Genomic DNA, 25,539 nt, shown 5'->3' on the forward strand with positions numbered 1-25,539 from the left:
GAAGTACTCACGGGGCGGAGGCCACGACCGGGGGATGCTCCGCCACGCAGAAGAGATTGCCCTCCGGGTCGGCCAGCGTCGTCCACTGCACGTGGGGGTGCTCGTCGAGGACGTCCCACCGGTGCGTTGCCCCGAGCGCCAGTAGCCGCTCGACCTCGCGTTGCCGTGAACCCCACGGAACGGTGAGGTCCAGGTGGATGGCTTGGCGCTCGGGACGGGCGCCGGTGAGCGGCTGGAAGAACATCGCGAACCCGTCCGGGTCGGCCGGTGGCAGATAGACGCTGTCACCGCCCGGGAGCGGCGTGGCACCGGTGACACCGGCCCAGAACGCGGCGAGCGCTGCGGGGTGCGCGGCCTCGAGATTGATTGCTCCGAGACTGATCTGATGTTTCTCCACGTCCGCGATACTAGGTGGTACCTGTGGGGCCCGCTCAGGCGCCGATCGACGCCTTCATCATCGGCAGCATCGCCCACAGCTGGTCCTGCCAGTAGCCCCAGCTGTGGGTTCCCGTCGCCGGGAAGTCGTAGTGCGCGGGGATTCCGAGGGTGTCGAGTCGCACCTGGAAGGCCCGGTTCTGGGCCAGCGCGATGGCCTCCAGACCCATGCCGGTGCCGACGTTGAAGACATCGATCGCGGACTGCGGCTGATCGTGCGGGCCGGGAAGGCCGGCGCCCGCCGAGATCCACATCGGAAGCCCGCGCATGAGGGGTGCCGCGACGAACGGGTCGTTCCGCAGCCAGGCGGGATCCCACGGCGGGCCCCACATGCAGTCGGCGTTGTAGCCGCCGGCGTCGAGCATCGCGATACGGATCGCCTCACGCATGCCCGGCGCCGACAGGTTCAGATACCCCGACATCGACCCGGCGAACGTGAACTGGTCGCGATGGTAGGCGGCGAGGATCAGCGACGCGTTGCCACCCATCGACAGTCCGGCGATGGCGTTGCTGGTGCGGCTGATGCCGTAATTGTTCGCCAGGAAGTCGGGCAGGTTCTGGGTGAGAAACGACTCCCACTTGTACGTGTACGGCTGGTTGTTGGTGTTGCTGGGTGCGTACCAGTCCGTGTAGAAACTGGACTGCCCGCCGACCGGCTCGACCACGGTGATCCCGTGATCGGACAGCCACGCGGCGTTGGTCTCGTGCTCCCAGCCGCTGACGTCGTCGGTCGCGCGGAGGCCGTCGAGGAGGTAGAGGGCCTTGTTGCTGCCGTTGTTCGCGAGCCACATGCGGATCTTGATCTGCCCGACCCCGCCGGGTGCGTCGACCCAGTGTTCGCGCAGCCGGCTGTACGGGTCCGCGGACGCCGTCCCGCCGCCGACGAGGACGAACGCGAGAGGCAGGACCACCACCGCAATCATCAGCCGGACGACGCCTCGTAACCAACCGTGTAACGGCTTCGTTGCTGTGACACTCATGGTTCTGCCTCCTGGTAAGTCGTCCCCGGCCAGGTACATACCAGCAACACGGTATTGCGCGGCCCGGAATTCCTCGGCGTTTGCGCAGAATCGTTATGCGACCTGTGAGTACTTGTTAACGTCCCGCGGTTAACAAGTACTCACGGGTCAGTCGACCCTGGCGACCGACGTGATGCGGTGCAGGGTGAACCGGCGGACCGCGCCGCTCGCCGGATCGAAGGCGTCGAGTTGGCCGCCGCCGACGCTGACGGGATCGACGATGCGGTGCGTCGCCACGCCCTGCGCGTCGACGTAACCGATCGTCACGCTGGAGCGTTCGCGCGCCGCGGCGTTGAGCAGGGCGATGGTCGCGGCGCTGCTGGCCCGCGACCCGTCGGACCGGATGCTGCCGGAACCCTTGGCCGACGCCGCCAGGTCACCGGCGCGCAGCGTCCGGACGACCGCGTCGAGCTGGGCGTCCGTCGCGACGGCCGGGAGGCGGCTCGCGGGCGCCTTGCGCCGGGTCAGGACGCGGGCGCCGCGTGGGCGCAGATCGACGAGGGCACCGGACGAGTCCTCGCCTGCCGGCGCGAACCCGGCGGCCCGCAATTCGCCCAGCACTTCCCGCAGCGGCGCCTGCGACACCGCCACCGTCGGCGCCAGCGCGCGCAGGGCCAGGGCGGCGGCCACCGGCGACGCCAGGACCTCCGCGAGCAGCGTCGGGTCCTCGCAGCGGACGAACGACGCCGCGACACCGGCCCGGAGCCGGCCGTGCCGCCGCGCGACGTCGTCGATCAGATACGACAGCGACTGCGGGACGGGCGTGCGCGACCGGGTTGCGAAGAGGCTGTGCAGTTCCGCCGCCGTCATCCCGACGTCGAGGGCGCGCCGGACGCTGTCCTCGCTGATCCGGTACATCGACGCCGCACCGGCGGACTCGATGTCCGCGACGAGGGTGATCTGCTCCAGCAGGTCGGGGGTCAGCGGTCCCGGGGCGACGACGGTGAGGTCGGCCTGGACGAGAACATGGTCGACGGGTTCGGGCAGTGACGCGTGCATCTCGGCCTCGGCGTCGCCGCCGTGAAGCAGCGCACGTCCGGGGGAGCTGAGCGCGCCGCGGGCGACGAGGCCGAGTGTCGCGGCTTCCTCGAGGGTGCGTTCCACCGCGTGGACCCGCAGCCGGGCGCCCCAGCGGGGGCGGCGCCAGGCCAGGAGGCGACTGACCTCGGCGGGGTCGGCCGAGTGCCCGCTGCCCAGTTCCGCCAGCAGCCCCAGGATCGCCTGCCGGTCCCGCGGCGCGGACGGCGCGCGCACTTCCTCGGACAGCGCGGCGACCGGTTTGTCGTTGGCGTCGCGCATGCCGATGAACCACGCCATGCGCGGCAGTTCCAGCCACGCCGCGGCCAGGGCGTGCCACCGCCGGGCGACCGGGGAGGTCAGCCAGTTGTCGACCACGGTGGTCGGGGCCCAGTAGTTCTCCCCGGTGTCGGACGTCGGCGCCGGGTCCGGGGTGCCGCTCGCGATCAGTCCCGCGGCCGACAGCAGTTCGACGAGCAGGCTCAGCCGGTTCTCGTCGATGCCGGACGTCTTGGCGATCCGTCGCAGTTCCCGGACCCCGAGACCACCCGCCCGCAGAGCCGGTGCCGGGATCTCGCCGAGCGCCTTGACGACGTCCTCGCAGTGGCGGACCAGTTCGAGAGCCTCACCCGCGGCGGCGGCGTTGATGTCGGCCGGCTTGTGTTTGCGGCCCGTCACACCGGGTGCGGCCAGCGAGGTGGGGTCGAAGACGGCCTCCCCACGCAGGACCTGCCGCACCTGGAACGGCAATTCGACGGTCTCGTCGTCGATCCACCGCAGCAGCCCGGCGGCGAGGAGCCGCTGAACGGGACGGTCGGGGGGTGTCCCGGGAGCCGCGTCCCGGGTCCGCCCGATCGAACTCGACTTCGCCAGGGTCTCGAGGATGTCCCGTTCGGCGGTCTGCAGTCCCGCCAGCGCCGCCGTGATCCCGGCCTCGTCGAGCGTCTCGACGGGTTCGGCGCTTCGTCCGACGCGCCACGGGATGGTGGCCACGACGGCGGGAACGATCCGCAGCGTCGTCTTGTCGCCCCAGACGATCCCGACGGACCGCAGGCCGTCGAGGGTGGCGTCGACGGTCTTCTTCGTCGCCCGCGACCCCACCGCCTCCTGCAGGGTGGCCCGGGGCACGGGCACCTCGTCGGCGCGCTCGAGCGCCAGGAGTTCGAGGACACCGAAGTCCAGGGACGTGAGGTTGTCGGCCGCCCGGGCGACCGAGGCCCGTTGCTCGGCGCGGCCGGCGAGGACGACGATCGTGGCCGGCGGCGGGACCGCGAGATCGGGGCGCCTGCGGAGCAGATCCGTCAGTTCTGCGTCGCTGCGCGCGGCCAGCCAGTCCGCGAGCGTCGCGGCGCCGCGGGGGGAGACTGCGGTGCCGTTGGTGCTCGCGATGGTGTCGTCGGTGTCGGTCATCGACTATCAGATTAGAGACCTGGGCTGTACGTCGCCGAATGCTCCTGTCAAAATGGCACCGTGGCTAACAATTCGAAGAAGCAGTATGTGGATCCAGGGTGGCCCGAAACCGCCGATGGAGATCACGCCGTGACCGAACTGTCGTCGACCCGTGCGGGCGGATTGTCCCCGTTCGGCGAGGACACCGAGTTCCCGTTGCCGGCGGAGTCGTTGCCGTACGCGCACCCGCACACGGTGATCAACCGCTGACCATGCGACAGAAGAGGGGCCCTGCACCGGATCGGTGCAGGGCCCCTCTTCTGTGAGTTGCGGGGATTACTGCGGGAGCAGTCCCTTGTTCGCGTCGATGAGCTGCAGGATCTGGGGATCGATCGCGATGCCCTGGGCCTTGACGGCCTCGATCGCGCTGTCGACGGCGCCGGCGTACTGCGAGGTGCCGCTGGTGCTGGGGACGCCGCCCGTGATGTCGGGGAGGGCAGGCGCCGCGGGCGCCTCGGGCACGGTGGCGGGGGTGGTGCGCTGGGTGGGTGCGCTGCTCAGGCCGAGGCTCGAGGAGCAGGACGGCCATGCGCCCCAGCCCTGGGAGTCGAGGACCTTCTCGGCGACGACGATCTGCTGTTCACGCGAGGCCTGGTTGGCGGTGGCTGCGTACTGGGTTCCACCGTGTGCGTTCCAGGTGCTCGGGGAGAACTGGAGTCCGCCCTGGAAGCCGTTTCCGGTGTTGATGCCCCAGTTTCCGCCGGACTCGCACTGCGCGAGGCGGTCCCAGTCGGAGTCGGGTGCCGCGTTCGCGGTGCCCGAGAAGGCTGCTCCGGCGACGCCCATGATGGCGCCGGTGACGGCGACCTTGGCGACGGTGCGGCCGGTGGTGGTGGGCTTGCGATGGCGTCCGCTCATAGTGGTAGAGATCCTCTCCACACGCGCCTGCGAGGTCAGCTGTCGGGTTCGGGCTGAGAGGTCGCCCGGCCTCGCCTCTCCTGGCTGGAGAGGGTCTGGCTTCACCCCAAGATCCGACTGTGCGAGGCACATTCGGACCGGTGTCCGTCTGGAAACTTGCGTTCCCTGGAGGACTTTGGGTCCCCCGTCCTCGTCCCTGGAATGCTTCGTCGGGACTCCGGTACCCGCGGGACGAGGTTTGGCGCGGCGGGCCGGACGTGGCCGATGTTTCATCGGCCGGTGACGACGGTAACGGGCCGAGGCCGCAGTGTCACCATTTGATAACGCGGAGTGTCTTCGCCTGTTGCGGGGCCTCATTGGGCGCGCCGGGACTCTTCCCAGCTAGTGGCGACGAGACGTGCGTATCGCCGTCCCGTTGCCCTTCCGTTACCGGGTCGTTATGTGAGGAAGCTCACATCACTGCGGTGCGTCGACGATGTCCTTGCCGAGGGGCATCAGCGAGATGGGAATCATCTTGATGTTCGCGACGGCGAGCGGGATCCCGATGATCGTGATCGCCATGGCGATTGCCGTCACGACGTGCCCGATCGCGAGCCACAGACCAGCGATGATGAACCAGATGACGTTGCCGATCAGCGAGGCCACACCGGCCGTCGGCTTGTCGATCACGGTCTTCCCGAACGGCCACAGCGCGTAGACGCCGACGCGGAACGACGCGATGCCGAACGGGATCGTGATGATCAGGATGAAGCACAGGATTCCGGCGACGAAGTACCCCAGCGCCAGCCACAGACCGCCGAAGACCAGCCAGATGATGTTGAGCAGAATTCTCATGATCGTCCCCTCGGTGGTTGGGAATGCCTCGGTGATCGGGTGTGTCAGCGCGAGCGTCTGCCCTGCCTCAGTGCCGCGACGATTCCGAGCAGGAATCCGATCGGGCAGGCGAGGGCGATGAGGTAGAGAACGAGACCCGGTTCGGAATCGGAGAGCACCGGGGTCAGGAAGATCGCCACGATCGCGACGAAGCCGATCGCGAAGAGAGCGAGCGCGACCCGCAGGAGTCCGTCGCCCCTCCGGGGTGTGTGAGGTGTGCTCGAAGGAGTCGATTCGTGGGCCACACCAGCAACGATAGTGCCTGGAAACCCGAATGCCGGAGGGGGTGTCTGCAAGGTAGACTGTGGGCACTGCGCGTCCCGCACCAGAGGTGGGGCGCGCTGTTTTGCATACCAAGTGCAACAAATACCAAGTGCAACCAACTGCACTCCAAGTGATGAGCGGGTGAACGCGGTGCCGACCGGCAAGGTGAAGTGGTACGACGTCGAAAAGGGCTTCGGCTTTCTGTCGCAGGAGGAGGGGGAGGACGTCTATGTGCGTTCGTCCGCTCTTCCCGAGGGCGTCGAGGGCCTCAAGGCCGGTCAGCGTGTGGAGTTCGGCATGGCCGCCGGTCGACGCGGACCCCAGGCGCTGAGCCTGAAGGTGCTCGACCCTGCGCCGTCGCTGCGTCAGAACGCCGCGCGCAAGGAGCCGTCCGCCAAGAAGCACACGCCGGACGAACTGCACGGCATGGTCGAGGACATGATCACGCTGCTCGAGGCGAAGGTCCAGCCGGACCTGCGCAAGGGCAAGTACCCCGACCGCAAGACCGCCCAGCGCATCTCCGAGGTGGTCCGCGCCGTCGCACGCGAACTCGACAGCTGATTTCTCCGACGAGAAGGGCCCCGCGCTGTGACAGCGCGGGGCCCTTTTTCGTGAGCGTGTCGTTCTAGGCGGTCTTGATCGACCAGGCGGCCCGGGCCTGCGTGAGCCCCTGCTCGTCGACGACGGCGGACGGCAGCTGGATCTCGACGCCGGCCAGTTGCAGGTCTTCCGAGGAGGGCACGGTCACGGCGCGGGTCTCACCGGCGCGGTGCGCCTGTTCCTGGACGAGGAGCTGGCCCGAAGGATCCTGGTACACGATGAGCATGCGCCACGGCGCGTCGACGATCTCCTGCGGCAACGACAGCTGCAGCGACGAGCCGGGGGGTACGTCGAGTTCGGCGATGTCGCCGGTCTGGCAGTCCTCGAGGTACAGGTTGCAGTAGCCGAGCGGGGCGACCTGCTCGGCCCGGTCGTGCGCGAAGGCCGTGATCTCGGGCAGGCGGGGCGAGGAGTTGCGGACCAGTGTGTAGACGACTCCGACGAAGGCCACCAGGACCACTATCAGGCCCACTGCAATCAGTGCCAGGATCTTCTTGGTTCGCGCCTGCATTCTCACTTACTTCACATTTCCCGTCGATCGGTCGGCCCGGTGGGTCGAGTGGTGCTCGGTGGTCACTTCTTGTTCGGCCAGGTCGGGGCGTTTTCCTCCGAGCCCTGGCAGGAGGGTGCTGCCGCGGTACGTGAGGACGGTCTGGACGAGCCCCACGGTCATGACGGCGGAGACCACCGAGAACCCGATCCAGTATTCGGTGGGCAGCAGGACACCCAGCGCCCCGCCCACGACCCAGCTCAGCTGTAGAACGGTCTCCGAACGTCCGAATCCGGACGCGATCGACTCCTCGGGCAGGTCGTGCTGCAGTGACGCGTCCAGCGACACCTTGGCCAGGGCGCTGGCCGCCGAGGCGACGAGCGTGGCGAGGGCGGCGGTCAGGAGATTGTCGGTGATCGCCGCGAGGACGGCGATGATCCACACGGCGCCCGTGCAGCGCAGCACGATGAGGGCGGGGCGGCCCAGCTTGATCCGGGCGCCCGCGGCGTTGCCCGCGAAGTTGCCGATACCGGCGGCCGCGCCGACCAGGCCGAGCATGGCGGCCTGCACCAGCGGCTCGTGGTCGGTCTTCGACTTCGCGACGAACGCGATGTACAGGGTGAGGAACCCGGTGAGCACGCGGATGGTGCTGTTGCCCCACAACCCGGTGATGACCGCGCGGCCCAGCGGTTGCCTGCGTTTGCCGGTCTTCGCGGTGGCCGGGGCCTCGGGCTGCAGCACGCGGGTGCGTCCGATCACCTCGGTCGGGTGTTCGTCGCCGTGGTAGGTGAGGGTCGCGGGGACCTCGCCTTCGGTGACCTCGACCCACGACGGGATCCGCATGGAGAGGTACGCGCCGAGGGCGGTGATGACGGCCGCCAGCCACAGCGCGCCGACGGAACCGGTGGCCATGGCGAGACCACCCGCGAGGGCGCCCGCGCCGATGGTTCCGCCGAGGAGCCCGAACACGGTGAGCCGGGAGTTGACGCGCACGAGGTCGATCTCCGGTGGCAGCACCCGTGGGGTGACCGCACTCTTGAGCACCGAGAACGACTTGCTGAGCACCATCATTCCGAGCGCCGCCGGATACAGCACCCAGCTGTCGAAGTTGAAGACGAGAACGATCGCCAGCATCGTCCGGAGTCCGAACGACGTGGCCAGTGCGACGCGGCGGCCGTGCTGGAGTCGGTCGAGCATCGGACCGATCAGGGGAGCGATGACGGCGAACGGGGCGATCGTGATCAGCAGGTACAGCGCGACCTTCGTCTTGTCCTCGCCCGTCGCGGCCGAGAAGAACAGCGTGTTCGCCAGCGCGACGGCGATGGCCGCGTCGGTCGCGTTGTTGGCCATCACCGCGTAGGTGAGCGCGGTGAGACCCGACTTGTCCGCACCGTCCGCCTTGGCGGCACGGTGGAACGTCGCGATGCCCTTGTTGGTGAGTTCCCGGCTGCGCATCGCCGCCACCCGGGTGACGGTGAGCTTGCGCGGCATCGGTGGCGCCTTGGGGGCGTCCGCCCGCTCCTCGTCGGATCGGGGACGCTGCCCGCCGCCGACCGGATGCAGGGGCGGCAGCGGCGTGCGCCGCCCTCCGGGACGTGCCGCGGGCGGGTATTTGTCGTAGCCGGGATGAGCGGGGGGCCCGGGATTCTCGTCAGGAGCCCGACCGCCGTCAGGCTCGTAGGGTTCGCGCGGTCCGGTCACTCCCTAATTCTGTCCTAGTCGGGAGACATGCGACCACAGCAACCCCGGGCAATGCTGGTCAGATCGGCCTGTCAGGGAACGAACCGCACCTCGAACATGGCCGGCCAGTACTTTCCGGTGACGAGGAACCGGTCCGTTCCCGGGATCTGGGCGATGCCGTTGAGGACGTCGACGTCCCGAGGGCCGGCCGGAAGCGCGTCGCGGACGGCGGAGGCGTCGATCTCCTCGGTGACCCGCCCGTCCGACGGATCGATGCGGACGAGGGTGTCGGTGGTCCAGACGTTCGCGTAGATCGCGCCGTCGTCGGCGCATTCGAGTTCGTTGAGCCGGGAGACGGGGTTTCCGTCCTGCACCGCCTGCACGGTGCGCCGGGGCTCGAACGTGACCGGGTCGCGGAACGTGAGGGTGGGGGAGCCGTCGCTCGTGACCAGAGCGCCGGGCATTGCGCAGATGCCCCACCCCTCGCCGTCGAACGGGACCCGCCGCTGTTCGGCGAGCGTCGCGCGATCCCGGACGACGGCGACCCCGTCCCGCCACGTCAGCTGCCAGATCGTGTCACCGCTCACCGTGATGCCCTCGCCGAACAGCGGAGACGGCAGTTCGGCGCGCACCCGGACGGTGCCGCTGTCGAGGTCGGTGGCCTGCACCCAGGATTCGCCGGGGCGGCCGGTGCCCTCGAGCAGTTCGGTGCCGTCGATCTCGAGTCCCTGGGTGAACGCATTCGGGTCGTGGTCGGCGGTGCGGACGATCTCCGCGCGAAGGTCCGCGCCGGGCGCGCCCGACGCCACGGGGCTCTGCGGGGAGCATGCGGCGACCATCCACGCCACCGCGAGCAGGGCTGGGACGAGGTGCCTCCGGCCGGTCATCGGACCAGCATGACAGCCCAGGTGGGCACGCACTTGCGGTGGTGCGGCAAACTGGTGGTGTGAGTGTTGCTTCTTCCGACGAGCGCGCAGTGGCGCGTCCCGTACTGACCGACGCCGTCGAGCTCGCCCGGACCGCAGTGGTCGAACTGCAGGAAGGGGGAGTCGGCGACTATCTGGGCGTCACGTCCGAGGACGAGTGCGCCGCGACTCACCGTTTCGTTGCGGACCTTCCTGGCTACCGGGGCTGGCAGTGGGCGGTGGTGGTGGCCGCCGATCCCGAGTCGGACCGTGCCACCGTCAGCGAACTCGCCCTCCTCCCCGGACCCGATGCGCTGGTCGCACCCGACTGGATCCCGTGGGACCAGCGGATTCGCCCCGGAGACCTGTCCGCGGGCGATCTGCTGGCACCGCCGGCCGGTGACCCCCGCCTCGTGCCCGGCTATGTCGCGACGGGTGACCCCGAGATCGACGACGCCGCCCGCGAACTGGGCCTGGGCCGCAAGCAGGTGTTGAGCCTCGAGGGTCGCCTCGACGCCGCCCAGCGCTGGCACGACGGCGACTACGGCCCCGATTCCGAGATGGCCAAGGCTGCGCCGTCGACGTGCGGGCTGTGCGGTTTCTACCTCCCGCTCGCCGGGTCCCTGCACGGGGAGTTCGGCGTGTGCGGCAACGAGATGGCCGCCGACGGGCACGTCGTCGACGTGACGTACGGGTGCGGCGCCCACTCCGACACCCTGCTGCCCACGGGCGCCGGTTCGCCGCAGTACGACGCGTACGACGACGGCGCCGTCGAGGTCGTCGAGCGGTCCGCAACCGAGACGGGGGCTGGCACCGAGTCCGAGGCTGCCGCGGTCACCGAGGCCGAGGAATCCGCATCGACCAGCTAGCCGATCCTTTCGGCACCGCCGCCCTGAGGGATTCGACGCTCCTCGCGTGGCGCACGTCGCCCACCCGCCTGCGGGAGGACGCCGCGGCCGAATCCGATCTGGCCCGCGCCGGCTACCGCGACCGGCTCCTCACCGAGCTGGCGCAGAACGCGGCCGACGCCGCGGCCCGAGCCGAAGTGCCCGGAGAGCTGTCCGTGCACCTCGACGGACGGGTCCTGAGCGTGTCCAACACGGGCACACCGCTGGACGAGCCGGGAGTGCAGGCGCTGGTCGCGCTGCGGGCGTCGAACAAGTCCGGGGCCACCGTCGGCCGTTACGGCGTTGGCTTCACGGCGGTGCTGTCGGTGAGCGACGAGGTCGAACTGCGGTCGACGTCCGGTTCGGTGCTGTTCTCCGCGGACCGCACCAGGGCGGAACTGCGGGACCTCGACGGCGCCGACCCCGGCGCGGGTGTGCCTGCCCTCCGGCTGGCGTGGCCCACCCAGAACCGCCCGGCCGCCGGTGCGGAGTCGGAAGTCGTGCTCACGCTGCGCGAGGACGTGGACGCCGAGTCGCTGCTCGCCTACATGGCCCGCGAAGCCCCCGACCTTCTGCTCGAACTCCCGGCGCTCGTCTCGATCACCGTGGGCGACAAGCAGTTCCGCCGACGCGAACGACCACTCGATTCCGGGTTGACCGAGGTCGCGATCGGCGACGACCGCTGGTGGCAGTACGAGTCCGGGCGGGCCCGCTGGCTCGTCCCGGTCCGGGACGGCGTCGTCGCACCCGTGACCGAGGATGTGCTGCGCGCCCCCACCCGGTCGGACGAGGAACTGTCGGTACCGGCGATCCTCGTCGCCGACGTCGCCATGCAACCCGACCGCAGGCGCATCCTGCCCGGCGCCGCGATCGCCGAGTTGGCCACCGGATACGCCGAGTTCGTGGCCGCGGTGCCGCCCGAACAGCGACTGTCGCTGGTCCCCGTCCCCGCGTTCGCACGCAGCGAGGTGGACTCGGCGTTGCGCGACCACCTCGTCGCCGAACTCCGCGAGCACCCCTGGCTGCCGACCGTCGACGGCAAGGACAAGGCCCCGGGCCGGGCGTCGGTGGTTCCCGGGCTGACCGAGGAACTCGCGGAACTGCTCGCCGAGATCGTCGACGGCCTGGTCGTCCCGGATCTGTCCGGCCCCCGCTGGGCGCCTGCGCTCGCCGCCGTCGACGCCCACCGCCTCGGCCTGGCCCGCCTCACCGAACTGCTCAGCGGCGTCGAACGGGCACCGTCCTGGTGGCAGCGCCTGTACGCGGCGCTCGAACCGCTGGCCGTCGACGCCCTCGCGGCGGAGGAACTGGCGTCGATCCCGGTTCCGCTGTCCGACGGCCGCACGGTGACCGGCCCGCGAACGGTGTTGCTGGGTCACGACATCGACGGAGTGCTGGGTGTCGACTGGACGAGGCTCGTCCACCCCGACGCCGCGCACCCGCTGCTGTCGCGGCTCGGCGCGAAGACCGCCACGGCCGTCGACCTGCTCTCGGATCCGGCGTTGCGCGCCGAGATCGAGGACCTCGATCCCGACGACGCGGCGGCGGCCGAGGAACTGTCGGCCGCGGTGCTCGCGCTCGCAGGCCGCGTCGACCCGGGCGTCCTGCCGTCGTGGCTCGGCCTGCTGCCCCTGCCGGACGTCGACGGGGAGTTGCGCGGTGCGGACGAATTGCTGTTGCCCGGCGCGCCACTCGCCGAGGTCCTGGTGGACGACTCGCCGTTCGCGTGCGTGGACTCCGCGTTCGCGGAGCGGGTAGGGGAGGACGCTCTCCGCGCCGTGGGTGTCGGCTGGGGCTTCACCGTGCTGCGCGCCGAACTCCCCACCGGACCCGACCACGACCTCGACGACGAGGACCGCTGGTGGGACACGCTCGACGACGACCCCGACGTGATGGGGGCGGTGCGCGACCTGGATCTGGTGGACGAGGACCGCTGGCCGCAGGCGCTGACGATGCTCGCCCGGGACCCGGCGACGCGTCCGTTGCTCGCCGACCGCGCCGGGTACACGGCCTGGTGGCTGCGTCACAACGCCGAGTCGGACGGCCAGGTGCTCGGTCTGCTCCGCGACCCCGCCGACGAGACGTTCGCCGGACTGCTCGACCCCGTCGAGCACCCGGAATCCGCCGTGTTCGCCGCCGCACTGGCCCCCGCGACGGTCGACTCTCCGGAACTCGCGCAGCTACTCCTGGACCGGCTGGCCGACCCGGATCGCGAACCGTCCCCGGCGGTGATCGCGCGGGCCCACAGCCTGCTCGCGGCGGCCGCGGCCGGGCACCTCCTCGACCTCGAGGACCTTCACCTGCCCGAACACGTGCGCGGACTGACGGGCGCCCTGGTCGACCCCGCCGACGCGCTGGTGCTGGACGAACCGTGGCTGGCCGCCGCGGTGCCGCGCGAGCGCCTGGTGGTCGGGAGCCTGGACACCGCCGAGTCCCTCGCCGATCTGCTGGACGTCCCGCTCGCCTCCACCGCGATCCGCGGCACCGTCACCGGCTCCGGACGGGAATCCACGTGGGATCGCGAACCCGCCGCAGTCCTCGCCTTCGCCGCACTCGGCCGCGACCTGCCCCGCGGGCCCGTCGTCGTCCATCCCCGGCTCACGGTGAAGCTCACGGGTGCCGTCGACGCCGAGATCGCGGTTCCGTGGTGGGTGGACGAGCAGGGCACAACCCATTGTTCCGAGTCGTGGGCCGAGGGCACGTGGGGCGCCGCCGGTGTCGTTTGACCAGAGCATCCTCGACAGCGCGGTCGAGGAGCGCACACCCTGGCTTGTCGACGTCGTCACCGTCATCACGCACAGCGGCGGAACGGTCGCCGCCTGGATCGTGTCCACCGTCCTGACAGTGGCCCTCCTGCTGCAGGACCGTCGTCGGGAAGCCGTCCTCGTCGCCGGCGCGATGCTGTCCGGTCTGGCCGTGATGACCGCGCTCAAGAATCTGTTCGAGCGGCAGCGTCCCCCACTGCCGGATCGGCTGGTGGAGATCTCGTCGTTCTCGTTCCCGTCCGGTCACGCGATGATGACCGCGATTCTCGCAAGCGTGCTCGTTGCCGTCGTGCTCCGGGACGTGCTGGTGCGGCACGTCCGGATCACGCTCGTCTTCCTGCTGGTGCTGTACCCGCTGGCGGTGGGGCTGTCGCGCGTCTACCTCGGCGCGCACTGGATGACCGACGTCCTCGCCGGGTGGGCCTTCGGCGCGCTGTGGGCGGCATTCTGGATCCTGCTGACCCGCACCCGGCCCCGCCGCAGCCAGGCCTAGGACTGCATCACTCGAGCAGTCCCTGCTGCATCACTCGAGCAGTCCCTGCTGTGCCCCGCGGCTGCCGCGCCGCGCGGCCCGCCGCTGCAACGCGAACAATCCGTACCCGAGGAATCCGACGACGACACCGGCTATACACGTCGGAAGCGCATCCGACCACCGGTCGCCCGTGACGATCACCACGACCATCGCGACCGCCCACAGAGTGGTTCCCAGAATCAGCGCAGGTCGCGGGTCGGCGAGGCGCTGAGTGAGGGGTCGGCGATCTGCGGTTTCGTTCACCGAATGAACGCTACCCTCGCCGTGGTGCCCTAATCTCCAAGGGCGACGCGCGACTTCTGGCGATGGGGACTGAACAATGGGTGCTGCTCCGAAACTGCTCGACAACTACTTCAAGATCACCGAGCGTGGTTCGACGGTAGGCGCGGAGATTCGCGGCGGCGTGGTGACGTTCGTCGCGATGGCGTACATCGTGGTGCTGAACCCTCTCATCCTCGGCAGCTTCTCCCCGGACGACGCCGTCGCCAAGACGGACGTCCTCGGCAACATCCTCCCCGTGAACCAGGTGGCCGCGGTCACAGCCCTGGTGGCGGGACTGATGAGCATCGTGTTCGGGGTCGTCGCCAACTACCCCTTCGCGATCGCGGCGGGCCTCGGCATCAACAGTCTCCTCGCCGTCACCATCGCGCCGCAGGTCACCTGGCCCGAGGCGATGGGTCTCGTCGTGATCGACGGTGTCATCATCGTCGTGTTGGCGCTCACCGGTTTCCGGACGGCCGTCTTCAATGCCATTCCCGCCGAGCTGAAATCCGCCATCGCCGCCGGTATCGGCATGTTCATCGCGTTCATCGGTCTCGTCGACGCCGGGTTCGTGCGGCGCATCCCCGACGTCGCGGGCACCACCGTCCCCGTCGGCCTGGGCATCAACGGATCGATCTCGTCCTGGCCGACCGTGACGTTCGTGTTCGGTGTGCTGCTGATGGGTGTCCTGGTGGTGCGCAAGGTGCGCGGAGGACTGCTGATCGGCATCGTCGTCACCACCGTGCTGGCCGCGATCGTCGAGGCCGTCGCGGGCGTCGGACCGTCGCTGGGCGTGAACCCCTACGGCTGGAATCTCAGCGTTCCGGCCGCTCCCGATGTGCTGGCGGAACTTCCGGATCTCAGCCTCGTCGGCGACGTCAGCATCTTCGGGGCGTTCACCCGCATCGGCGTGCTCGCGGCCAGCCTGCTGGTGTTCACGCTCGTGCTCGCCAACTTCTTCGACGCCATGGGCACGATGACCGGGCTCGGCAAGGAGGCAGGCCTGACCGACGAGGACGGCAACCTTCCCAACATCGGACGGGCCCTCGTCGTCGAGGGCACCGGCGCGATCGTCGGCGGCGGGGCCTCCGCGTCGTCCAACACGGTCTTCGTGGAATCCGCTTCGGGTATCGCCGAGGGCGCCCGCACCGGACTCGCGAATGTGGTGACGGGACTGCTGTTCCTGGCCGCGATGTTCCTGACCCCGCTGTATTCGGTGGTGCCGATCGAGGCGGCCGCGCCCGCGCTGGTCGTCGTCGGCGCGATGATGATCGGCCAGGTCCGGGACATCGACTTCACGAAGTTCTCGATCGCGTTGCCCGCGTTCCTCACCATCATCGTCATGCCGTTCACGTACTCGATCGCCAACGGCATCGGCGTCGGATTCGTCTCGTGGGTCGTGCTCAATGCTGCGAGCGGTGGTATCAAGAAGATTCACCCGTTGATGTGGGTGGTGGCGCTTCTGTTCGTGGCCTACTTCGCGGTCGGTCCGATCACCGACGCAGTAACGTAAACGGCGGCCGATCGGTCCCGTATTGTCATTCCCGTGACCACGGATACGCGAGCACTCGCCAGCGACCTCTCCCTGGCTGTCGTGCGCCTCACGCGTCACCTGCGTGGGCGCCGCGTCGACGCCCAGGTATCGCTGACCCAGCTGTCGGCACTGGCCACCCTCGCCCGCGACGGCGCCATGACGCCGGGCAATCTCGCGGCCCGCGAGAAGGTGCAGCCGCCGTCGATGACCAGGGTCATCGCGTCGCTGGTCGAACTGGGACTGGTCGAGCGGGCACCGCATCCCACCGACGGACGCCAGATCATCGTCACGCTGTCGGACGCCGGTCACGCGCTGATCGCCGACGAGACGCACGCCCGCGAGGCGTGGATGAACGAGCGGCTGTCCGGGCTCGACGAGTCTCAGCTGAAGACTCTCCGCGACGCGGTAGGCATCATCACGTCCATCGTCGCCGACTCGGAGTGAACCGCCACAGCTGATCGGCAGCTGCCCAGCAGTACAACGGCATTCGGCTCCCCGGAACCTGGGTAGGTATCCGTTCCCGCGATATCGCGGAGCAAATCATCTGCCGGAGAACGCAATCGGAATCCCCGGCGGTCCGGCCACCGAGGCGCGCACAGGGGCAGGTCGAAGGCGTTCCGGTGGCGGGAGCAAGATGGAAGGGTGCCGCCCGAACCCGAGACCACCGCCCCAGACCAGCCGAAGACCGGCATGTTCGCCGCACTCCGCACCCGGAACTACCGGTTGTGGGCGTCGGGGCAGATCGTCTCCCTCGTCGGCACGTGGATGCAGCGGGTGGCGCAGGACTGGCTGGTCCTGACGTTGTCGAACGGCAACGCCCTCGCGGTCGGGATCGTGATGGCACTGCAGTTCGGCCCGACCCTGTTCCTGTCCGTGTGGGGCGGCGTCCTCGCCGACCGGTACGACAAGCGGCGCATCCTCATCGCGACACAGGTGTCGATGGCGTTGTGCGCGCTGGTGCTCGGCCTGCTCGACGTCGGCGGACTGGTCGCCCTGTGGCACGTCTATCTCATCGCGTTCCTGATGGGCTGCGCGTCCGCGATCGACGCGCCGGCGCGGCAGTCGTTCACGATCGAGATGGTCGGCAAGGACTCGCTGCCCAACGCCATCGCGCTGAACTCCATGACGTTCAACACGGCCCGCATCATCGGCCCGGCGATCTCCGGTGTGCTCATCACCCTCATCGGCACGGGCTGGGTGTTCCTGCTCAACGTGGGCACGTTCACCGGTGTGCTGATCGCACTGCTGATGATGAACGCCCGCGACCTGTTCACGGCACCCCAGGCGGAACGCGGGAAGGGGCAGGTCCGGGAGGGTTTCCGCTACGTGTGGAGTCGCGCCGACCTGCGGGTGCTGATGGTGGCGATCTTCATGGTGTCCACGTTCGGTCTGAACTTCCCGATCAGTCTCGCCGTTCTCGCCCGCAACACGTTCGATCGCGGTGCGGACGCCTACGGACTGCTGTCGACTACGCTCGCCGTGGGCACGCTGGCCGGCGCCACGATCGCCGCGAAACGCACGACCCCGCCCCGGCTGCGCACGTTCCTCGGGGCCGCCGCCGCATTCGGGGCGTTCGAGATCCTGGTCGGGGTGATGCCCACCTATGCGCTGGTGGCGATCATGCTCGTCCCGACCGGTGCGTTGACCCTGACGTTCACGACGGCGGCGATGAACATCCTGCAGATGTCCGTGCCGTCCGAGATGCGCGGCCGGGTGATGGGTATCTACATGCTCTGTTTCCTCGGCGGCACCCCGCTGGGCAGTCCCGTTCTGGGGTGGCTGGCCGACGTCCTCGACCCCCGCGCACCGCTCGTGATCGGCGGCGCGATCTCCCTGGTCAGCGGCATCGGCGCGGCTCTGTACCTGATGCGGCACCAGCGGGTGTGGATCACGGTGCGCAGACCGGACGCCGGCCGCCACCTCCCGGTGATCGAACTGCGCAACGTGCTCGAACCGCGCCCCGTCGTGGTCTGCGACGCCACCGAACAGGCCGTGGAGGCCAGCCGCGACCCGCGGTCCTGACGGCCCGGGCCGTTCAGACGCCGACCGCCGTCGCCACGGCCCGCCGGGTCAGCACTCTCGCGAGGTGGGTGCGGTACTCGGCGTCGGCGTTGCCGTCGGTGACGGGGTCGGTGCCCTCGGCGGCGTGCTCGGCCGCCGCCCGGATCGACTCCGGGTCCGCGGCCTTGCCGACGAGCGCGTCCTCGACGCCGCGAGCGCGCACCGGAACCGACCCCATGTTGGTCAGCGCCACCCGCGCCTGCCGGATCGTGCCGCCGTCCACCTGGATCGTCGCGGCCACCCCCACGATCGACCAGGCCTCCGCCACCGTGTTGAACTTCTCGTACCGCGCCTCCCAGCCGGTGTGCTTCGGGATCCGCACGTCCACGAGGATCTCGTCCGGTCGCAACGTGGTGGTGTAGTAACCCTCGAAGAAATCGGCGACCGGAATGGTCCGTCTGCCCGCGGGGCCCACCACGGTGAGGGTGGCGTCGAGGGCCAGCGCGGGTCCGCACAGGTCACCCGCCGGATCGGCATGCGCGAGAGCGCCGCCCAGCGTGCCGCGGTGCCGGATCTGCGGATCGGCGACGGTGCGGCTCGCCTCGACGAGCAGCAGCGCGTGCTCCTGGACGAGCGGGTTGCGGATCACGTCGTAGTACGTGGTCATCGCGCCGATCACGACGCTGTCCCCGTCCTCGCGCACGCCGCGCAACTCGCCGATCCGTCCCAGGTCGACGAGGGTGCTCGGCGAGGACAACCGCAGCCGCAGGACCGGCAGCAGACTCTGCCCGCCGGCGAGGATCTTGGCGTCCTCGCCGGCCTCGGCGAGCGCGGCCACCGCCTGGTCGACGGAGGTCGGGGCGACGTAATCGAAGCTCGACGGAATCATCGGGCACCTCCCTGGGCGGTGTGGACGGCACGCCAGACCCGCATCGGCGTCAAGGGCATCTCGATGTCACGCACCCCGAACTGCCGGACCGCGTCGAGGGCGGCGTTGACGACGGCCGGGGTGGACGCGATCGTCCCCGCCTCGCCGACCCCCTTGACGCCCAGCGGGTTACCGGTGGCGGGGGTCTCGGTGCGGCCCGTGGTGAACGACGGCAGATCCGCTGCCGACGGAACCGAGTACTCGGCGAACGAACCCGACAGCAGGGTGCCGGACTCGTCGTACACCGCCTCCTCGTACAGGGCTTGCGCGATGCCCTGCGCGAGCCCGCCGTGCACCTGCCCCTCCACGATCAGCGGGTTGACCACGTGCCCGATGTCGTCGACGCACACGTAGGAGCGGATGCCGACCTTCCCGGTCTCGGTGTCGACCTCCACCGCGCACAGGTGCGTGCCGTGCGGGAACGAGAAGTTCTCCGGGTCGTACGCCGCCTCGGAGTCCAGGTTCGGCTCCACACCGTCGGGTAGATCGTGCGCGGCGAACACCGCGAGCGCGACGTCGGCGATGCCGACCGCCTTCTCGGTGCCCTTCACCCGGAACCGGCCCTCGGTGAACTCGAGATCGTCCTCGGCGCATTCCATCAGGTGCGCCGCGATGGGTCTGGCCTTGGCGATCACCTTCTCGGCGGCTTTCACCACCGCGATCGCACCGACCGCCAGCGACCGGGATCCGTACGTGTCCATCCCACGCGGCGACGTCTGGGTGTCGCCGTGCAGCACCTCGACGTCCTCGAACGGAACCCCGAGCTGATCCGCGACCACCTGGCTCCACGCGGTCTCGTGGCCCTGGCCGTGGGCGGAGGAACCGGTGACCACCTCGACCTTGCCGGTGGGCAGCATCCGGATCGCCGCGTGTTCCCACCCGCCGGCCCCGTAGGCCAGCGCGCCGAGCGTGCGCGACGGCGCCAGACCGCACATCTCGGTGAACGTGGACACCCCGATGCCCAGTTGCACCGGGTCCTTCCGCTCGCGGCGCTCCGCCTGTTCGCGGCGCAGCCCGTCGTAGTCGAACAACTCCCGTGCCTGCGCGGTGGCGGCCTCGTAGTTGCCGGAGTCGTACGTCAGGCCCGCGACGGTGTCGAACGGGAACTCCTCGTGGGTGATCCAGTTCTTCGCCCGCAATTCCAGTGGGTCGAGCGACAACTCGGTCGCGAGTTCGTCCATCATCCGTTCGATCGCGAACGTCGCCTCCGGTCGCCCCGCCCCGCGGTACGCGTCGGTGGGCACCTTGTTCGTGAACACGTTGGTGCACGTGAAGTGATACGCCGGGAACTTGTAGATGCCGTTGAACATGAACGCGCCCAGGATCGGCACCCCCGACGTCACCAGCCGCAGGTACGCGCCCATGTCGGCGAGCAGTTCCACCTTCATGCCGGTGACGGTGCCGTCGCGGCGGGCGGCCAGCGTCAGCTTCTGGATCTGGTCGCGACCGTGATGGGCCGCGAGCATCGATTCGCTGCGGGACTCGGTGTACTTGACCGGCTTGCCGAGTCGCCGCGCGACGAGAAGCGCGATGACTTCCTCGGGCGTCACCTGCAGTTTGCCGCCGAAACCGCCGCCGACGTCCGGTGCGACGACGCGCAGTTTGTGCTCCGGGATGTCGAGCGTCATCGCGAGCATGAGCCGCAGGATGTGGGGGATCTGCGTGGCCGACCACATGGTGATCTGGGCGCCGGTCGGGTCGACCACCACCGAGCGGGGTTCCATGAACGCCGGGATGAGCCGCTGCTGCCGGAACGTGCGTTCGACGAGTACCTCGGCGTCGCGGATCGCCTGTTCGACGTCGCCGCCGGTGCCGGCCTCCGCGGAATCGAACGTCCAGATGGCGCTGACGTTCGTCTCGAGATCGGGGTGCACGAGTTCGGCGCCGTCGGCGGCCGCGGACGCGAGGTCCAGCACGACCGGCAGGTCGTCGTACTCGACGTCGATCGCCTCGAGTGCGTCGTGCGCCTCGTAGGCGCTGCGCGCCACCACGACCGCGACGGCCTCGCCTGCGAAGTTCACCCGGTCGACCGCCACAGACGGGGCGGGCGGCGACTTCATGTCCGGGGTGATCGGCCAGGCGCACGGCAGGCTGCCCTGCTCGTCGGCGAGGTCGGCGCCGGTGAAGACCGCGACGATGCCGGGCATCTCGCGGGCGGCGGAGGCGTCCACACCGGTGATGCGGGCGTGCGCGAACGGGCTGCGCAGGATCGCCAGGTGCTGCATGCCGGGCAGCACCAGGTTGTCGGTCCATCGAGTGCGACCCGTGATCAGGTGTTCGTCTTCCTTGCGTGTGCGGGCCTTGCCGATTTCCGGTTCGGCGGTGGCGGTCATCGCACACCTCCCTGCGCGGTGTCGGTCTTCGCGTCCTTCGGTGTCTCGGCGGTGCTGCCGCCGCGCAACCGCTGCGCCGCGTCCTGGACCGCGCTGACGATGTTCTGGTATCCGGTGCAGCGGCACAGGTTGCCTTCCAACCCCAGCCGCACCGTCCGCTCGTCCGGGTCGGGTTCCTCGGCGAGCAGGTCGAGGGTCTGCATGATCATGCCGGGTGTGCAGTAGCCGCACTGCAGGGCGTGGTTGTCGCGAAACGCCTGCTGTACGGGGTGCAATTTCCCGTTGCGGGACAGGCCCTCGATGGTGAGGATGTCGCCGCCGTCGGCCTGCACGGCGAGCACCGAGCAGGACTTGACGCTGTGACCGTTCAGATGAACGGTGCACGCCCCGCAGTTCCCGGTGTCGCAGCCGATGACGGTGCCGACCTTGCCGAGCCGGTCCCGAAGATAATGGACGAGGAGTAGTCGTGGTTCCACGTCGTCCGTGTATGCCGTTCCGTCGACGGTGACGGTGATGCGCATCGCGCCTCCAAAGCCGAGAGCCTCAGGTGATACGTCCTACTCTGCGCCGACCGGGCCCGAACAACACCCGGAATCGGGGAACCGCTTCCGGATCGGTCACGTCCGGCGCGCCACCTCGAGCAGTTCCTGCAGCGTCGCGAGACTGTGGCCGGCGAGGAGCCGGTCGATATACGGCAGCGCGGCGACGATCCCGGACTGCACCGGTTCGTACCCGTCCGCGCCGGCGTGCGGATTCACCCACAGCACGGCGTGGGCAAGCCGGCGCAGCTGAGCCATCTGCTCCGCGAGCAGGGTCGGGTCGCCGCGCTCCCAGCCGTCGGAGAAGATCACCACGACGGCGCCGCGGGCCACGCCGCGGCGCCCCCAGCGGTCCAGGAATGCGCGCAGCGTCTCGCCGAGGCGGGTGCCGCCCGCCCAGTCGGGCACGGCCCGGCTCGCGGCGGCCAGTGCCACTTCCGGGTCGCGGACCCGCAGCGCCCGGGACAGCCGGGTCATCCGGGTGCCCAGCGAGAACACCTCGGTGCCCGCCGGATTGCTCCGCGCGACGACGTGACCGAACCGCAGGAGCGCGTCGGCGTACGGGCTCATCGATCCGGACACGTCGATCAGCAGTACCATCCGGCGCGGCCGGGTGGCCTTGCGGTGGTGGCTCGGCCGCACCGCTTCGCCGCCCGCCGCGAGCATGCCCCGCACCGTCCGGCGCGGATCGACGGCGCCCCGGCGGGCGGGACGCATCCGGATGGCCGGGCGGGTCGGGGGCCGCGGGCGCAGGGTGGCGATCAACTCGGCGAGGTGCGCGCGCTCGGCCGCGGTGAGGTCGGCGATGTCCCGGTGGCGCAACACCTCGGCGTCGTCGGCCGCGACCCGCAGCCGCGGCGCGTCCCCACCGGCGTCGCCGCCGTCCGTCGAAGTCAGGGCGGCGGACCTGGCCCGGCGCGGCTGCTCCCCGGACCGCGGCGTGTGCAGCGGGACGGTACCGCCGAACCAGCCCTCGAACGCCGAGTCGTACCGCGGGATGTCGTCGGGACCGCGGCACAGGGTCGCGCGCCCCGCCCAGTACACCTGACTCGGATCGCTTACATCCACCTGGCGGAGGGCCCGGATGAACGCGGCGACGGCGTCCGACGCGACCGGCAGTCCCGCCGCCGCGAGGGCGTGCGAGAACCCGGCGAACCCCACCAGCGGGTCGCCGGCGTCCGGGGTCGCGGGCACGGTGCTCACCCCGCCAGGAGCCGGTCCAGTCCCGCCCGGGCCACGCGTTCGAGGTCCTCGCGGTACTTGAGGACGGCGCCGAGCGTCGCGGCTGCGGTTTCCGCGTCCAGCACGTCCCGATCGAGTTCCTGCAGTGCGCGCGCCCAGTCCAGCGACTCGGCCACCCCCGGCGGCTTGAGCAGTTCCATCTCACGCAGGGAGTGGACGGCGTGCGCGACCTGGCCGGCGAGTTCGGCCCCGATGCCGGGGATGCGGCGGCGCAGGATCTCGACCTCCCGCGCCAGATCCGGGTGTTCGAGCCAGTGGTACAGGCAGCGGCGTTTGAGGGCGTCGTGCACCTCGCGGGTGCGGTTGGACGTGAGCACCACCAGCGGCGGTGTCGCTGCCCGCACCTCGCCGAGTTCGGGGATGGTGACGGCGTTCTCGTCGAGGACCTGCAGCAGGAACGCCTCGAACTCGTCGTCGGCGCGGTCGATCTCGTCGACGAGCAACACACACGGGGCTTCGGTGAGGGCCCGCAGCAGGGGGCGCGCCAGCAGGAACCGCTCGGTGTACAGGGAGCGTTCGACGGCGTCGGCCTCGAGGGATCCGTCGCTCGCCGCCTCCAGCGTCCGCAGGTGCAGCAGCTGCCGCGGGAAGTCCCAGTCGTAGAGCGCCTGCGCGGCGTCGATTCCCTCATGGCACTGCAGCCGGATCAGCGGCAGGCCGAACGCCTCCGACAGCGCGGCCGCGAGCGACGTCTTGCCGGTGCCGGGTTCGCCCTCGCAGAACAGGGGCCGTCCCATACGTATCGCGAGGAACGCGGCCATCGCGACGCCGTCGTCGGCGAGGTACCCGGTGGCGCCCAGCGCCCGCGCCAGTTCCGCGGGCGAACCGACCGTCGGCGTGGAATCACTCACGTCCGCGAGCCTAGATCAGTGCCCACGCCCCGGTACCCGACTCGGGCAACGGTGCACGCCGTCAACCATCCGGCTCCACTCGGCCGCGGTCCTCGCTCAACCGCCGGAACATCGCGGTGGCGCCGAATCTCGCGGCCACCCGCTCGGCGAGTCCCGGCGCGATCTGCGCCAGGGCGAGCAGGGGGCGGATCGGTGCTCCGCTCTCGACGACCTCGGGCAGGTCCCGCCGAATCGCCCGGATCACGGTGGCGGCGACCTTGTCGGTGCTGGTCTCGCCGGCCATCCGGCCGGCCCTGATTCCGCGTTCGGTCATCCGCTGGTACATGCCGTCGCCCGCGATGAACCCGGGGCACACGACGGAGAAGCCGACCGGTGCGCCCGCATATTCCGCGCGCAGCGACTGGGTGAGACCGATCAGGCCGGCCTTCGTCGCGGCGTACGGCGCGCAGTACGCCGGACCGATCTTCGCTGCCAGCGACGACACGAACACCACGTGACCGCGACCGCGGTCGAGCATCCCGGGAAGCGCCCGGCGAGTGAGAAGCAGTGGTGCGGTGAGGTTTACGTCGACCATGGCGGTGAGCTCGGCGTGGTCGAGCCGGGTGAACGCCGAGACGTTCTCCACTCCGGCGTTGTTCACCAGGACGTCGAGGGGGCCGACCGCCGCCTCGGCGCGCTCGATCAGCGCATCGAGCAGGTCCAGTCGATTCAGGTCTCCGGGCACGGCCTCGGCGCGCACACCGAGCGCACGCAGTTCCACCACGAGTTCCGCGAGTCGGTCCTCACGCCGGCCGGACACGGCGACGGCGACACCCTCGCGCGCCAGGGCCCGGGCGACGACGCGACCGAGACCGCCGGAGGCGCCGGTCACCAGAGCCGTGCGTCCGTGCAGGTGCTTCATTCCTTCGAGCTTTCGCGCCCCGCGGAGGGGAGTCAACGCTGTGACGCCGCGCATACGGCAATATGGACCGGTGGTTCACGTCATCGACATAACAGATCCGGCCGATACCAGGCTGGACGACTTCCGCGATCTCAACTCCTCGGACCGGCGGCCCGATCTCCCCGAGGGTAAGGGCCTGGTGATCGCGGAGGGTGTGCTGGTGGCGCAGCGACTGCTGGCGTCCCGGTTCGACCCGATCGCGCTGCTCGGCGTCGATCGGCGGCTGGAGGAACTGGCCGACGACCTCGACGGCGTGGACGTGCCGTTCTATCGGACGACGGCGGACGTCATGGCCGAGGTCGTCGGGTTCCACCTCAACCGGGGTGTGCTCGCGGCGGCGCGTCGCCCGGCACCCCTCGAACTGGCGGATGTGCTCGAGCACTCCCAGACGGTCGCGGTGCTCGAGGGTGTGAACGATCACGAGAACCTGGGCTCGATGTTCCGCAACGCCGCGGGGCTCGGCGTCGACGCCGTGGTGTTCGGCAAGGGGTGTGCCGACCCGCTGTACCGCCGGGCGGTCCGGGTGTCGATGGGGCACGTCCTCCGGGTTCCGTTCGCGCACGTGACGAAGTGGCCGCACGATCTGGAAGCGTTGCGGGAGCGGGGGTTCCAGCTGATCTCGCTGACCCCGAACCCTGAGGCGGTGACGCTGGCGGAGGCGATGACAGGGGAGAAGGTGGCGCTGCTGCTGGGCGCGGAAGGGCCGGGCCTCACCGAACACGCCATGCGCGCCACGGACATTCGTGCCCGCATCCCGATGGCACCCGGAACGGACTCACTCAATGTCGCGACGGCGGCGGCGATGGCGTTCTACGAGCGCGTCCGCACGGGCCGGTGAGAATCCTGGACCCTCATTCCCCGTATCCGCCGCCGACGGGAACACCGTGGTTCACCGGACTTCTCGTGGCAGCGTTCGCCGCGGCGGTGGTGGCCGTCGCGATCATGGCGTTCGGCTCGCAGCTCGCCCGGATCAATCCCGCGCTCGCGGTGTTCCTCGAACTCGTCGTGGTGGCCGGGGTCGCGCCGTCGGTGTGGCGACTGCGCCGGGCACCGGTGTGGCGGTGGCTGGTGTACGGCGCCGCGGCCGGAGTTCTCGCGGGCTGGTCGGCGCTGCTCGTCGGTGCCGCCTGACTCCC

27 protein-coding genes and 1 riboswitch are annotated in these 25,539 nt (G+C 70.0%); of the genes, 10 read left to right on the plus strand and 17 right to left on the minus strand.

All coding sequences use genetic code 11. From position 1 onward, the window contains the following. Positions 1-7 precede the first annotated feature (7 nt). From JWS14_RS27380 to JWS14_RS27390, 3 genes are all read right to left on the minus strand, one after another. The gene (locus tag JWS14_RS27380; RefSeq protein WP_072944843.1) at positions 8-397 is read right to left on the minus strand and encodes a VOC family protein; all 390 of its coding nucleotides are present in this window, start codon (positions 395-397) and stop codon (positions 8-10) included. A 34-nt stretch (positions 398-431) separates the two neighbouring features. After that, complete coding sequence (locus tag JWS14_RS27385; RefSeq protein ID WP_174705523.1) at positions 432-1,415, minus strand: alpha/beta hydrolase; 984 nt, start codon at positions 1,413-1,415, stop codon at positions 432-434. Positions 1,416-1,562: 147 nt separating this feature from the next. After that, a complete protein-coding gene (locus JWS14_RS27390; RefSeq protein WP_206014828.1) occupies positions 1,563-3,881 on the minus strand; it encodes a helicase-associated domain-containing protein in 2,319 nt (772 codons plus the stop codon). A gap of 60 nt (positions 3,882-3,941) precedes the next feature. Between JWS14_RS27390 and JWS14_RS27395 the strand changes: the two genes are divergently transcribed. Then, the gene (locus JWS14_RS27395; protein WP_015888783.1) at positions 3,942-4,130 is read left to right on the plus strand and encodes a hypothetical protein; all 189 of its coding nucleotides are present in this window, start codon (positions 3,942-3,944) and stop codon (positions 4,128-4,130) included. Between the two features lie 66 nt (positions 4,131-4,196). Here JWS14_RS27395 and JWS14_RS27400 read toward each other — a convergent pair whose 3' ends face one another. The 3 genes from JWS14_RS27400 to JWS14_RS27410 all read right to left on the minus strand — a co-directional run bounded on the left by JWS14_RS27400 (position 4,197) and on the right by JWS14_RS27410 (position 5,896). Beyond that, on the minus strand, positions 4,197-4,778 hold the full coding sequence (locus JWS14_RS27400) for a transglycosylase family protein (RefSeq protein WP_206014829.1): 582 nt from the start codon (positions 4,776-4,778) through the stop codon (positions 4,197-4,199). Positions 4,779-4,786: 8 nt separating this feature from the next. Beyond that, positions 4,787-5,000: riboswitch (cyclic di-AMP (ydaO/yuaA leader) on the minus strand. 234 nt (positions 5,001-5,234) lie between these two features. Beyond that, positions 5,235-5,612: a YccF domain-containing protein gene (locus tag JWS14_RS27405; RefSeq protein WP_072944836.1), complete on the minus strand. Its 378-nt coding sequence runs from the start codon at positions 5,610-5,612 to the stop codon at positions 5,235-5,237. Between the two features lie 44 nt (positions 5,613-5,656). After that, complete coding sequence (locus tag JWS14_RS27410; protein WP_072944834.1) at positions 5,657-5,896, minus strand: hypothetical protein; 240 nt, start codon at positions 5,894-5,896, stop codon at positions 5,657-5,659. A gap of 169 nt (positions 5,897-6,065) precedes the next feature. On the opposite strand from JWS14_RS27410, the gene JWS14_RS27415 reads away from it, so the two are divergent. Then, positions 6,066-6,476, plus strand: coding sequence for a cold-shock protein (locus tag JWS14_RS27415; protein WP_005255275.1), 411 nt, complete (start codon positions 6,066-6,068; stop codon positions 6,474-6,476). Positions 6,477-6,540: 64 nt separating this feature from the next. Here the strand turns inward: JWS14_RS27415 and JWS14_RS27420 are convergent, their stop codons facing one another. From JWS14_RS27420 to JWS14_RS27430, 3 genes are all read right to left on the minus strand, one after another. Continuing rightward, the gene (locus JWS14_RS27420; RefSeq protein WP_072944833.1) at positions 6,541-7,026 is read right to left on the minus strand and encodes a DUF2771 domain-containing protein; all 486 of its coding nucleotides are present in this window, start codon (positions 7,024-7,026) and stop codon (positions 6,541-6,543) included. Positions 7,027-7,032: 6 nt separating this feature from the next. After that, a complete protein-coding gene (locus tag JWS14_RS27425) occupies positions 7,033-8,706 on the minus strand; it encodes an MFS transporter (RefSeq protein WP_072944831.1) in 1,674 nt (557 codons plus the stop codon). A 71-nt stretch (positions 8,707-8,777) separates the two neighbouring features. Then, positions 8,778-9,572, minus strand: coding sequence for a glutaminyl-peptide cyclotransferase (locus JWS14_RS27430; protein WP_206014830.1), 795 nt, complete (start codon positions 9,570-9,572; stop codon positions 8,778-8,780). Positions 9,573-9,610: 38 nt separating this feature from the next. Here JWS14_RS27430 and JWS14_RS27435 point away from each other — a divergent pair, with 38 nt between their 5' ends. Next, positions 9,611-10,459 (plus strand): DUF3027 domain-containing protein, encoded by an 849-nt coding sequence (locus tag JWS14_RS27435; RefSeq protein ID WP_206014831.1) that lies wholly within the window; start codon positions 9,611-9,613, stop codon positions 10,457-10,459. Here the strand turns inward: JWS14_RS27435 and JWS14_RS27440 are convergent. After that, the gene (locus tag JWS14_RS27440; protein ID WP_072944825.1) at positions 10,456-10,659 is read right to left on the minus strand and encodes a hypothetical protein; all 204 of its coding nucleotides are present in this window, start codon (positions 10,657-10,659) and stop codon (positions 10,456-10,458) included. The two genes, JWS14_RS27435 and JWS14_RS27440, sit on opposite strands and share 4 nt — an antisense overlap. Between JWS14_RS27440 and JWS14_RS27445 the strand changes: the two genes are divergently transcribed. Further along, the gene (locus tag JWS14_RS27445; protein ID WP_206014832.1) at positions 10,636-13,203 is read left to right on the plus strand and encodes an ATP-binding protein; all 2,568 of its coding nucleotides are present in this window, start codon (positions 10,636-10,638) and stop codon (positions 13,201-13,203) included. The genes JWS14_RS27440 and JWS14_RS27445 overlap by 24 nt on opposite strands. Beyond that, positions 13,193-13,735, plus strand: coding sequence for a phosphatase PAP2 family protein (locus tag JWS14_RS27450; protein ID WP_072944822.1), 543 nt, complete (start codon positions 13,193-13,195; stop codon positions 13,733-13,735). The genes JWS14_RS27445 and JWS14_RS27450 overlap by 11 nt, the downstream gene beginning before the upstream one ends. A gap of 30 nt (positions 13,736-13,765) precedes the next feature. Here JWS14_RS27450 and JWS14_RS27455 read toward each other — a convergent pair whose 3' ends face one another. Further along, positions 13,766-14,017 carry a DUF2530 domain-containing protein gene (locus tag JWS14_RS27455; RefSeq protein ID WP_072944820.1) on the minus strand — a complete coding sequence of 84 codons (252 nt, stop codon included), beginning with the start codon at positions 14,015-14,017 and terminating at the stop codon, positions 13,766-13,768. Positions 14,018-14,093: 76 nt separating this feature from the next. On the opposite strand from JWS14_RS27455, the gene JWS14_RS27460 reads away from it, so the two are divergent. The 3 genes from JWS14_RS27460 to JWS14_RS27470 all read left to right on the plus strand — a co-directional run bounded on the left by JWS14_RS27460 (position 14,094) and on the right by JWS14_RS27470 (position 17,591). Continuing rightward, positions 14,094-15,548 (plus strand): NCS2 family permease, encoded by a 1,455-nt coding sequence (locus tag JWS14_RS27460; RefSeq protein ID WP_095863375.1) that lies wholly within the window; start codon positions 14,094-14,096, stop codon positions 15,546-15,548. Positions 15,549-15,581: 33 nt separating this feature from the next. Then, positions 15,582-16,013, plus strand: a complete 432-nt coding sequence (locus tag JWS14_RS27465; protein WP_072944816.1) for an Rv0880 family HTH-type transcriptional regulator — start codon at positions 15,582-15,584, stop codon at positions 16,011-16,013. A gap of 246 nt (positions 16,014-16,259) precedes the next feature. Beyond that, positions 16,260-17,591 (plus strand): MFS transporter, encoded by a 1,332-nt coding sequence (locus JWS14_RS27470; RefSeq protein WP_095863626.1) that lies wholly within the window; start codon positions 16,260-16,262, stop codon positions 17,589-17,591. Between the two features lie 13 nt (positions 17,592-17,604). On the opposite strand, the gene JWS14_RS27475 is transcribed toward JWS14_RS27470, so the two are convergent. The 6 genes from JWS14_RS27475 to JWS14_RS27500 form a co-directional block, all read right to left on the minus strand. After that, a complete protein-coding gene (locus JWS14_RS27475) occupies positions 17,605-18,459 on the minus strand; it encodes an FAD binding domain-containing protein (protein WP_072944814.1) in 855 nt (284 codons plus the stop codon). Continuing rightward, positions 18,456-20,831 (minus strand): xanthine dehydrogenase family protein molybdopterin-binding subunit, encoded by a 2,376-nt coding sequence (locus JWS14_RS27480; RefSeq protein WP_206014833.1) that lies wholly within the window; start codon positions 20,829-20,831, stop codon positions 18,456-18,458. Before JWS14_RS27480 ends, JWS14_RS27475 begins: the two co-directional genes overlap by 4 nt. Continuing rightward, positions 20,828-21,352: a (2Fe-2S)-binding protein gene (locus JWS14_RS27485; protein WP_072944810.1), complete on the minus strand. Its 525-nt coding sequence runs from the start codon at positions 21,350-21,352 to the stop codon at positions 20,828-20,830. Before JWS14_RS27485 ends, JWS14_RS27480 begins: the two co-directional genes overlap by 4 nt. Positions 21,353-21,448: 96 nt before the next feature. Further along, positions 21,449-22,564, minus strand: a complete 1,116-nt coding sequence (locus JWS14_RS27490) for a vWA domain-containing protein (protein WP_095863627.1) — start codon at positions 22,562-22,564, stop codon at positions 21,449-21,451. A 5-nt stretch (positions 22,565-22,569) separates the two neighbouring features. Next, a complete protein-coding gene (locus JWS14_RS27495; protein ID WP_072944809.1) occupies positions 22,570-23,463 on the minus strand; it encodes an AAA family ATPase in 894 nt (297 codons plus the stop codon). A 61-nt stretch (positions 23,464-23,524) separates the two neighbouring features. Continuing rightward, the gene (locus tag JWS14_RS27500; RefSeq protein WP_095863378.1) at positions 23,525-24,364 is read right to left on the minus strand and encodes an SDR family NAD(P)-dependent oxidoreductase; all 840 of its coding nucleotides are present in this window, start codon (positions 24,362-24,364) and stop codon (positions 23,525-23,527) included. Positions 24,365-24,434: 70 nt separating this feature from the next. Here JWS14_RS27500 and JWS14_RS27505 point away from each other — a divergent pair, with 70 nt between their 5' ends. Together JWS14_RS27505 and JWS14_RS27510 are read left to right on the plus strand one after the other, a co-directional pair. Beyond that, on the plus strand, positions 24,435-25,241 hold the full coding sequence (locus JWS14_RS27505) for a TrmH family RNA methyltransferase (protein WP_072944806.1): 807 nt from the start codon (positions 24,435-24,437) through the stop codon (positions 25,239-25,241). A gap of 2 nt (positions 25,242-25,243) precedes the next feature. Beyond that, complete coding sequence (locus tag JWS14_RS27510) at positions 25,244-25,534, plus strand: DUF2537 domain-containing protein (RefSeq protein WP_095863628.1); 291 nt, start codon at positions 25,244-25,246, stop codon at positions 25,532-25,534. Positions 25,535-25,539 lie beyond the last annotated feature (5 nt).

Origin of the sequence: Rhodococcus koreensis, from assembly GCF_017068375.1 — a bacterium.
In the GTDB taxonomy this organism is placed as follows: domain Bacteria; phylum Actinomycetota; class Actinomycetes; order Mycobacteriales; family Mycobacteriaceae; genus Rhodococcus_F; species Rhodococcus_F koreensis.

Coding starts and splice junctions, on each gene's coding strand:
- JWS14_RS27385 (WP_174705523.1), bottom strand. CDS start 1,415: ATGAGTGTCACAGCAACGAAGCCGTTACACGGTTGGTTACGAGGCGTC.
- JWS14_RS27390 (WP_206014828.1), bottom strand. CDS start 3,881: ATGACCGACACCGACGACACCATCGCGAGCACCAACGGCACCGCAGTC.
- JWS14_RS27400 (WP_206014829.1), bottom strand. CDS start 4,778: ATGAGCGGACGCCATCGCAAGCCCACCACCACCGGCCGCACCGTCGCC.
- JWS14_RS27405 (WP_072944836.1), bottom strand. CDS start 5,612: ATGAGAATTCTGCTCAACATCATCTGGCTGGTCTTCGGCGGTCTGTGG.
- JWS14_RS27420 (WP_072944833.1), bottom strand. CDS start 7,026: ATGCAGGCGCGAACCAAGAAGATCCTGGCACTGATTGCAGTGGGCCTG.
- JWS14_RS27430 (WP_206014830.1), bottom strand. CDS start 9,572: ATGACCGGCCGGAGGCACCTCGTCCCAGCCCTGCTCGCGGTGGCGTGG.
- JWS14_RS27460 (WP_095863375.1), top strand. CDS start 14,094: ATGGGTGCTGCTCCGAAACTGCTCGACAACTACTTCAAGATCACCGAG.
- JWS14_RS27470 (WP_095863626.1), top strand. CDS start 16,260: ATGTTCGCCGCACTCCGCACCCGGAACTACCGGTTGTGGGCGTCGGGG.
- JWS14_RS27475 (WP_072944814.1), bottom strand. CDS start 18,459: ATGATTCCGTCGAGCTTCGATTACGTCGCCCCGACCTCCGTCGACCAG.
- JWS14_RS27480 (WP_206014833.1), bottom strand. CDS start 20,831: ATGACCGCCACCGCCGAACCGGAAATCGGCAAGGCCCGCACACGCAAG.
- JWS14_RS27485 (WP_072944810.1), bottom strand. CDS start 21,352: ATGCGCATCACCGTCACCGTCGACGGAACGGCATACACGGACGACGTG.
- JWS14_RS27500 (WP_095863378.1), bottom strand. CDS start 24,364: ATGAAGCACCTGCACGGACGCACGGCTCTGGTGACCGGCGCCTCCGGC.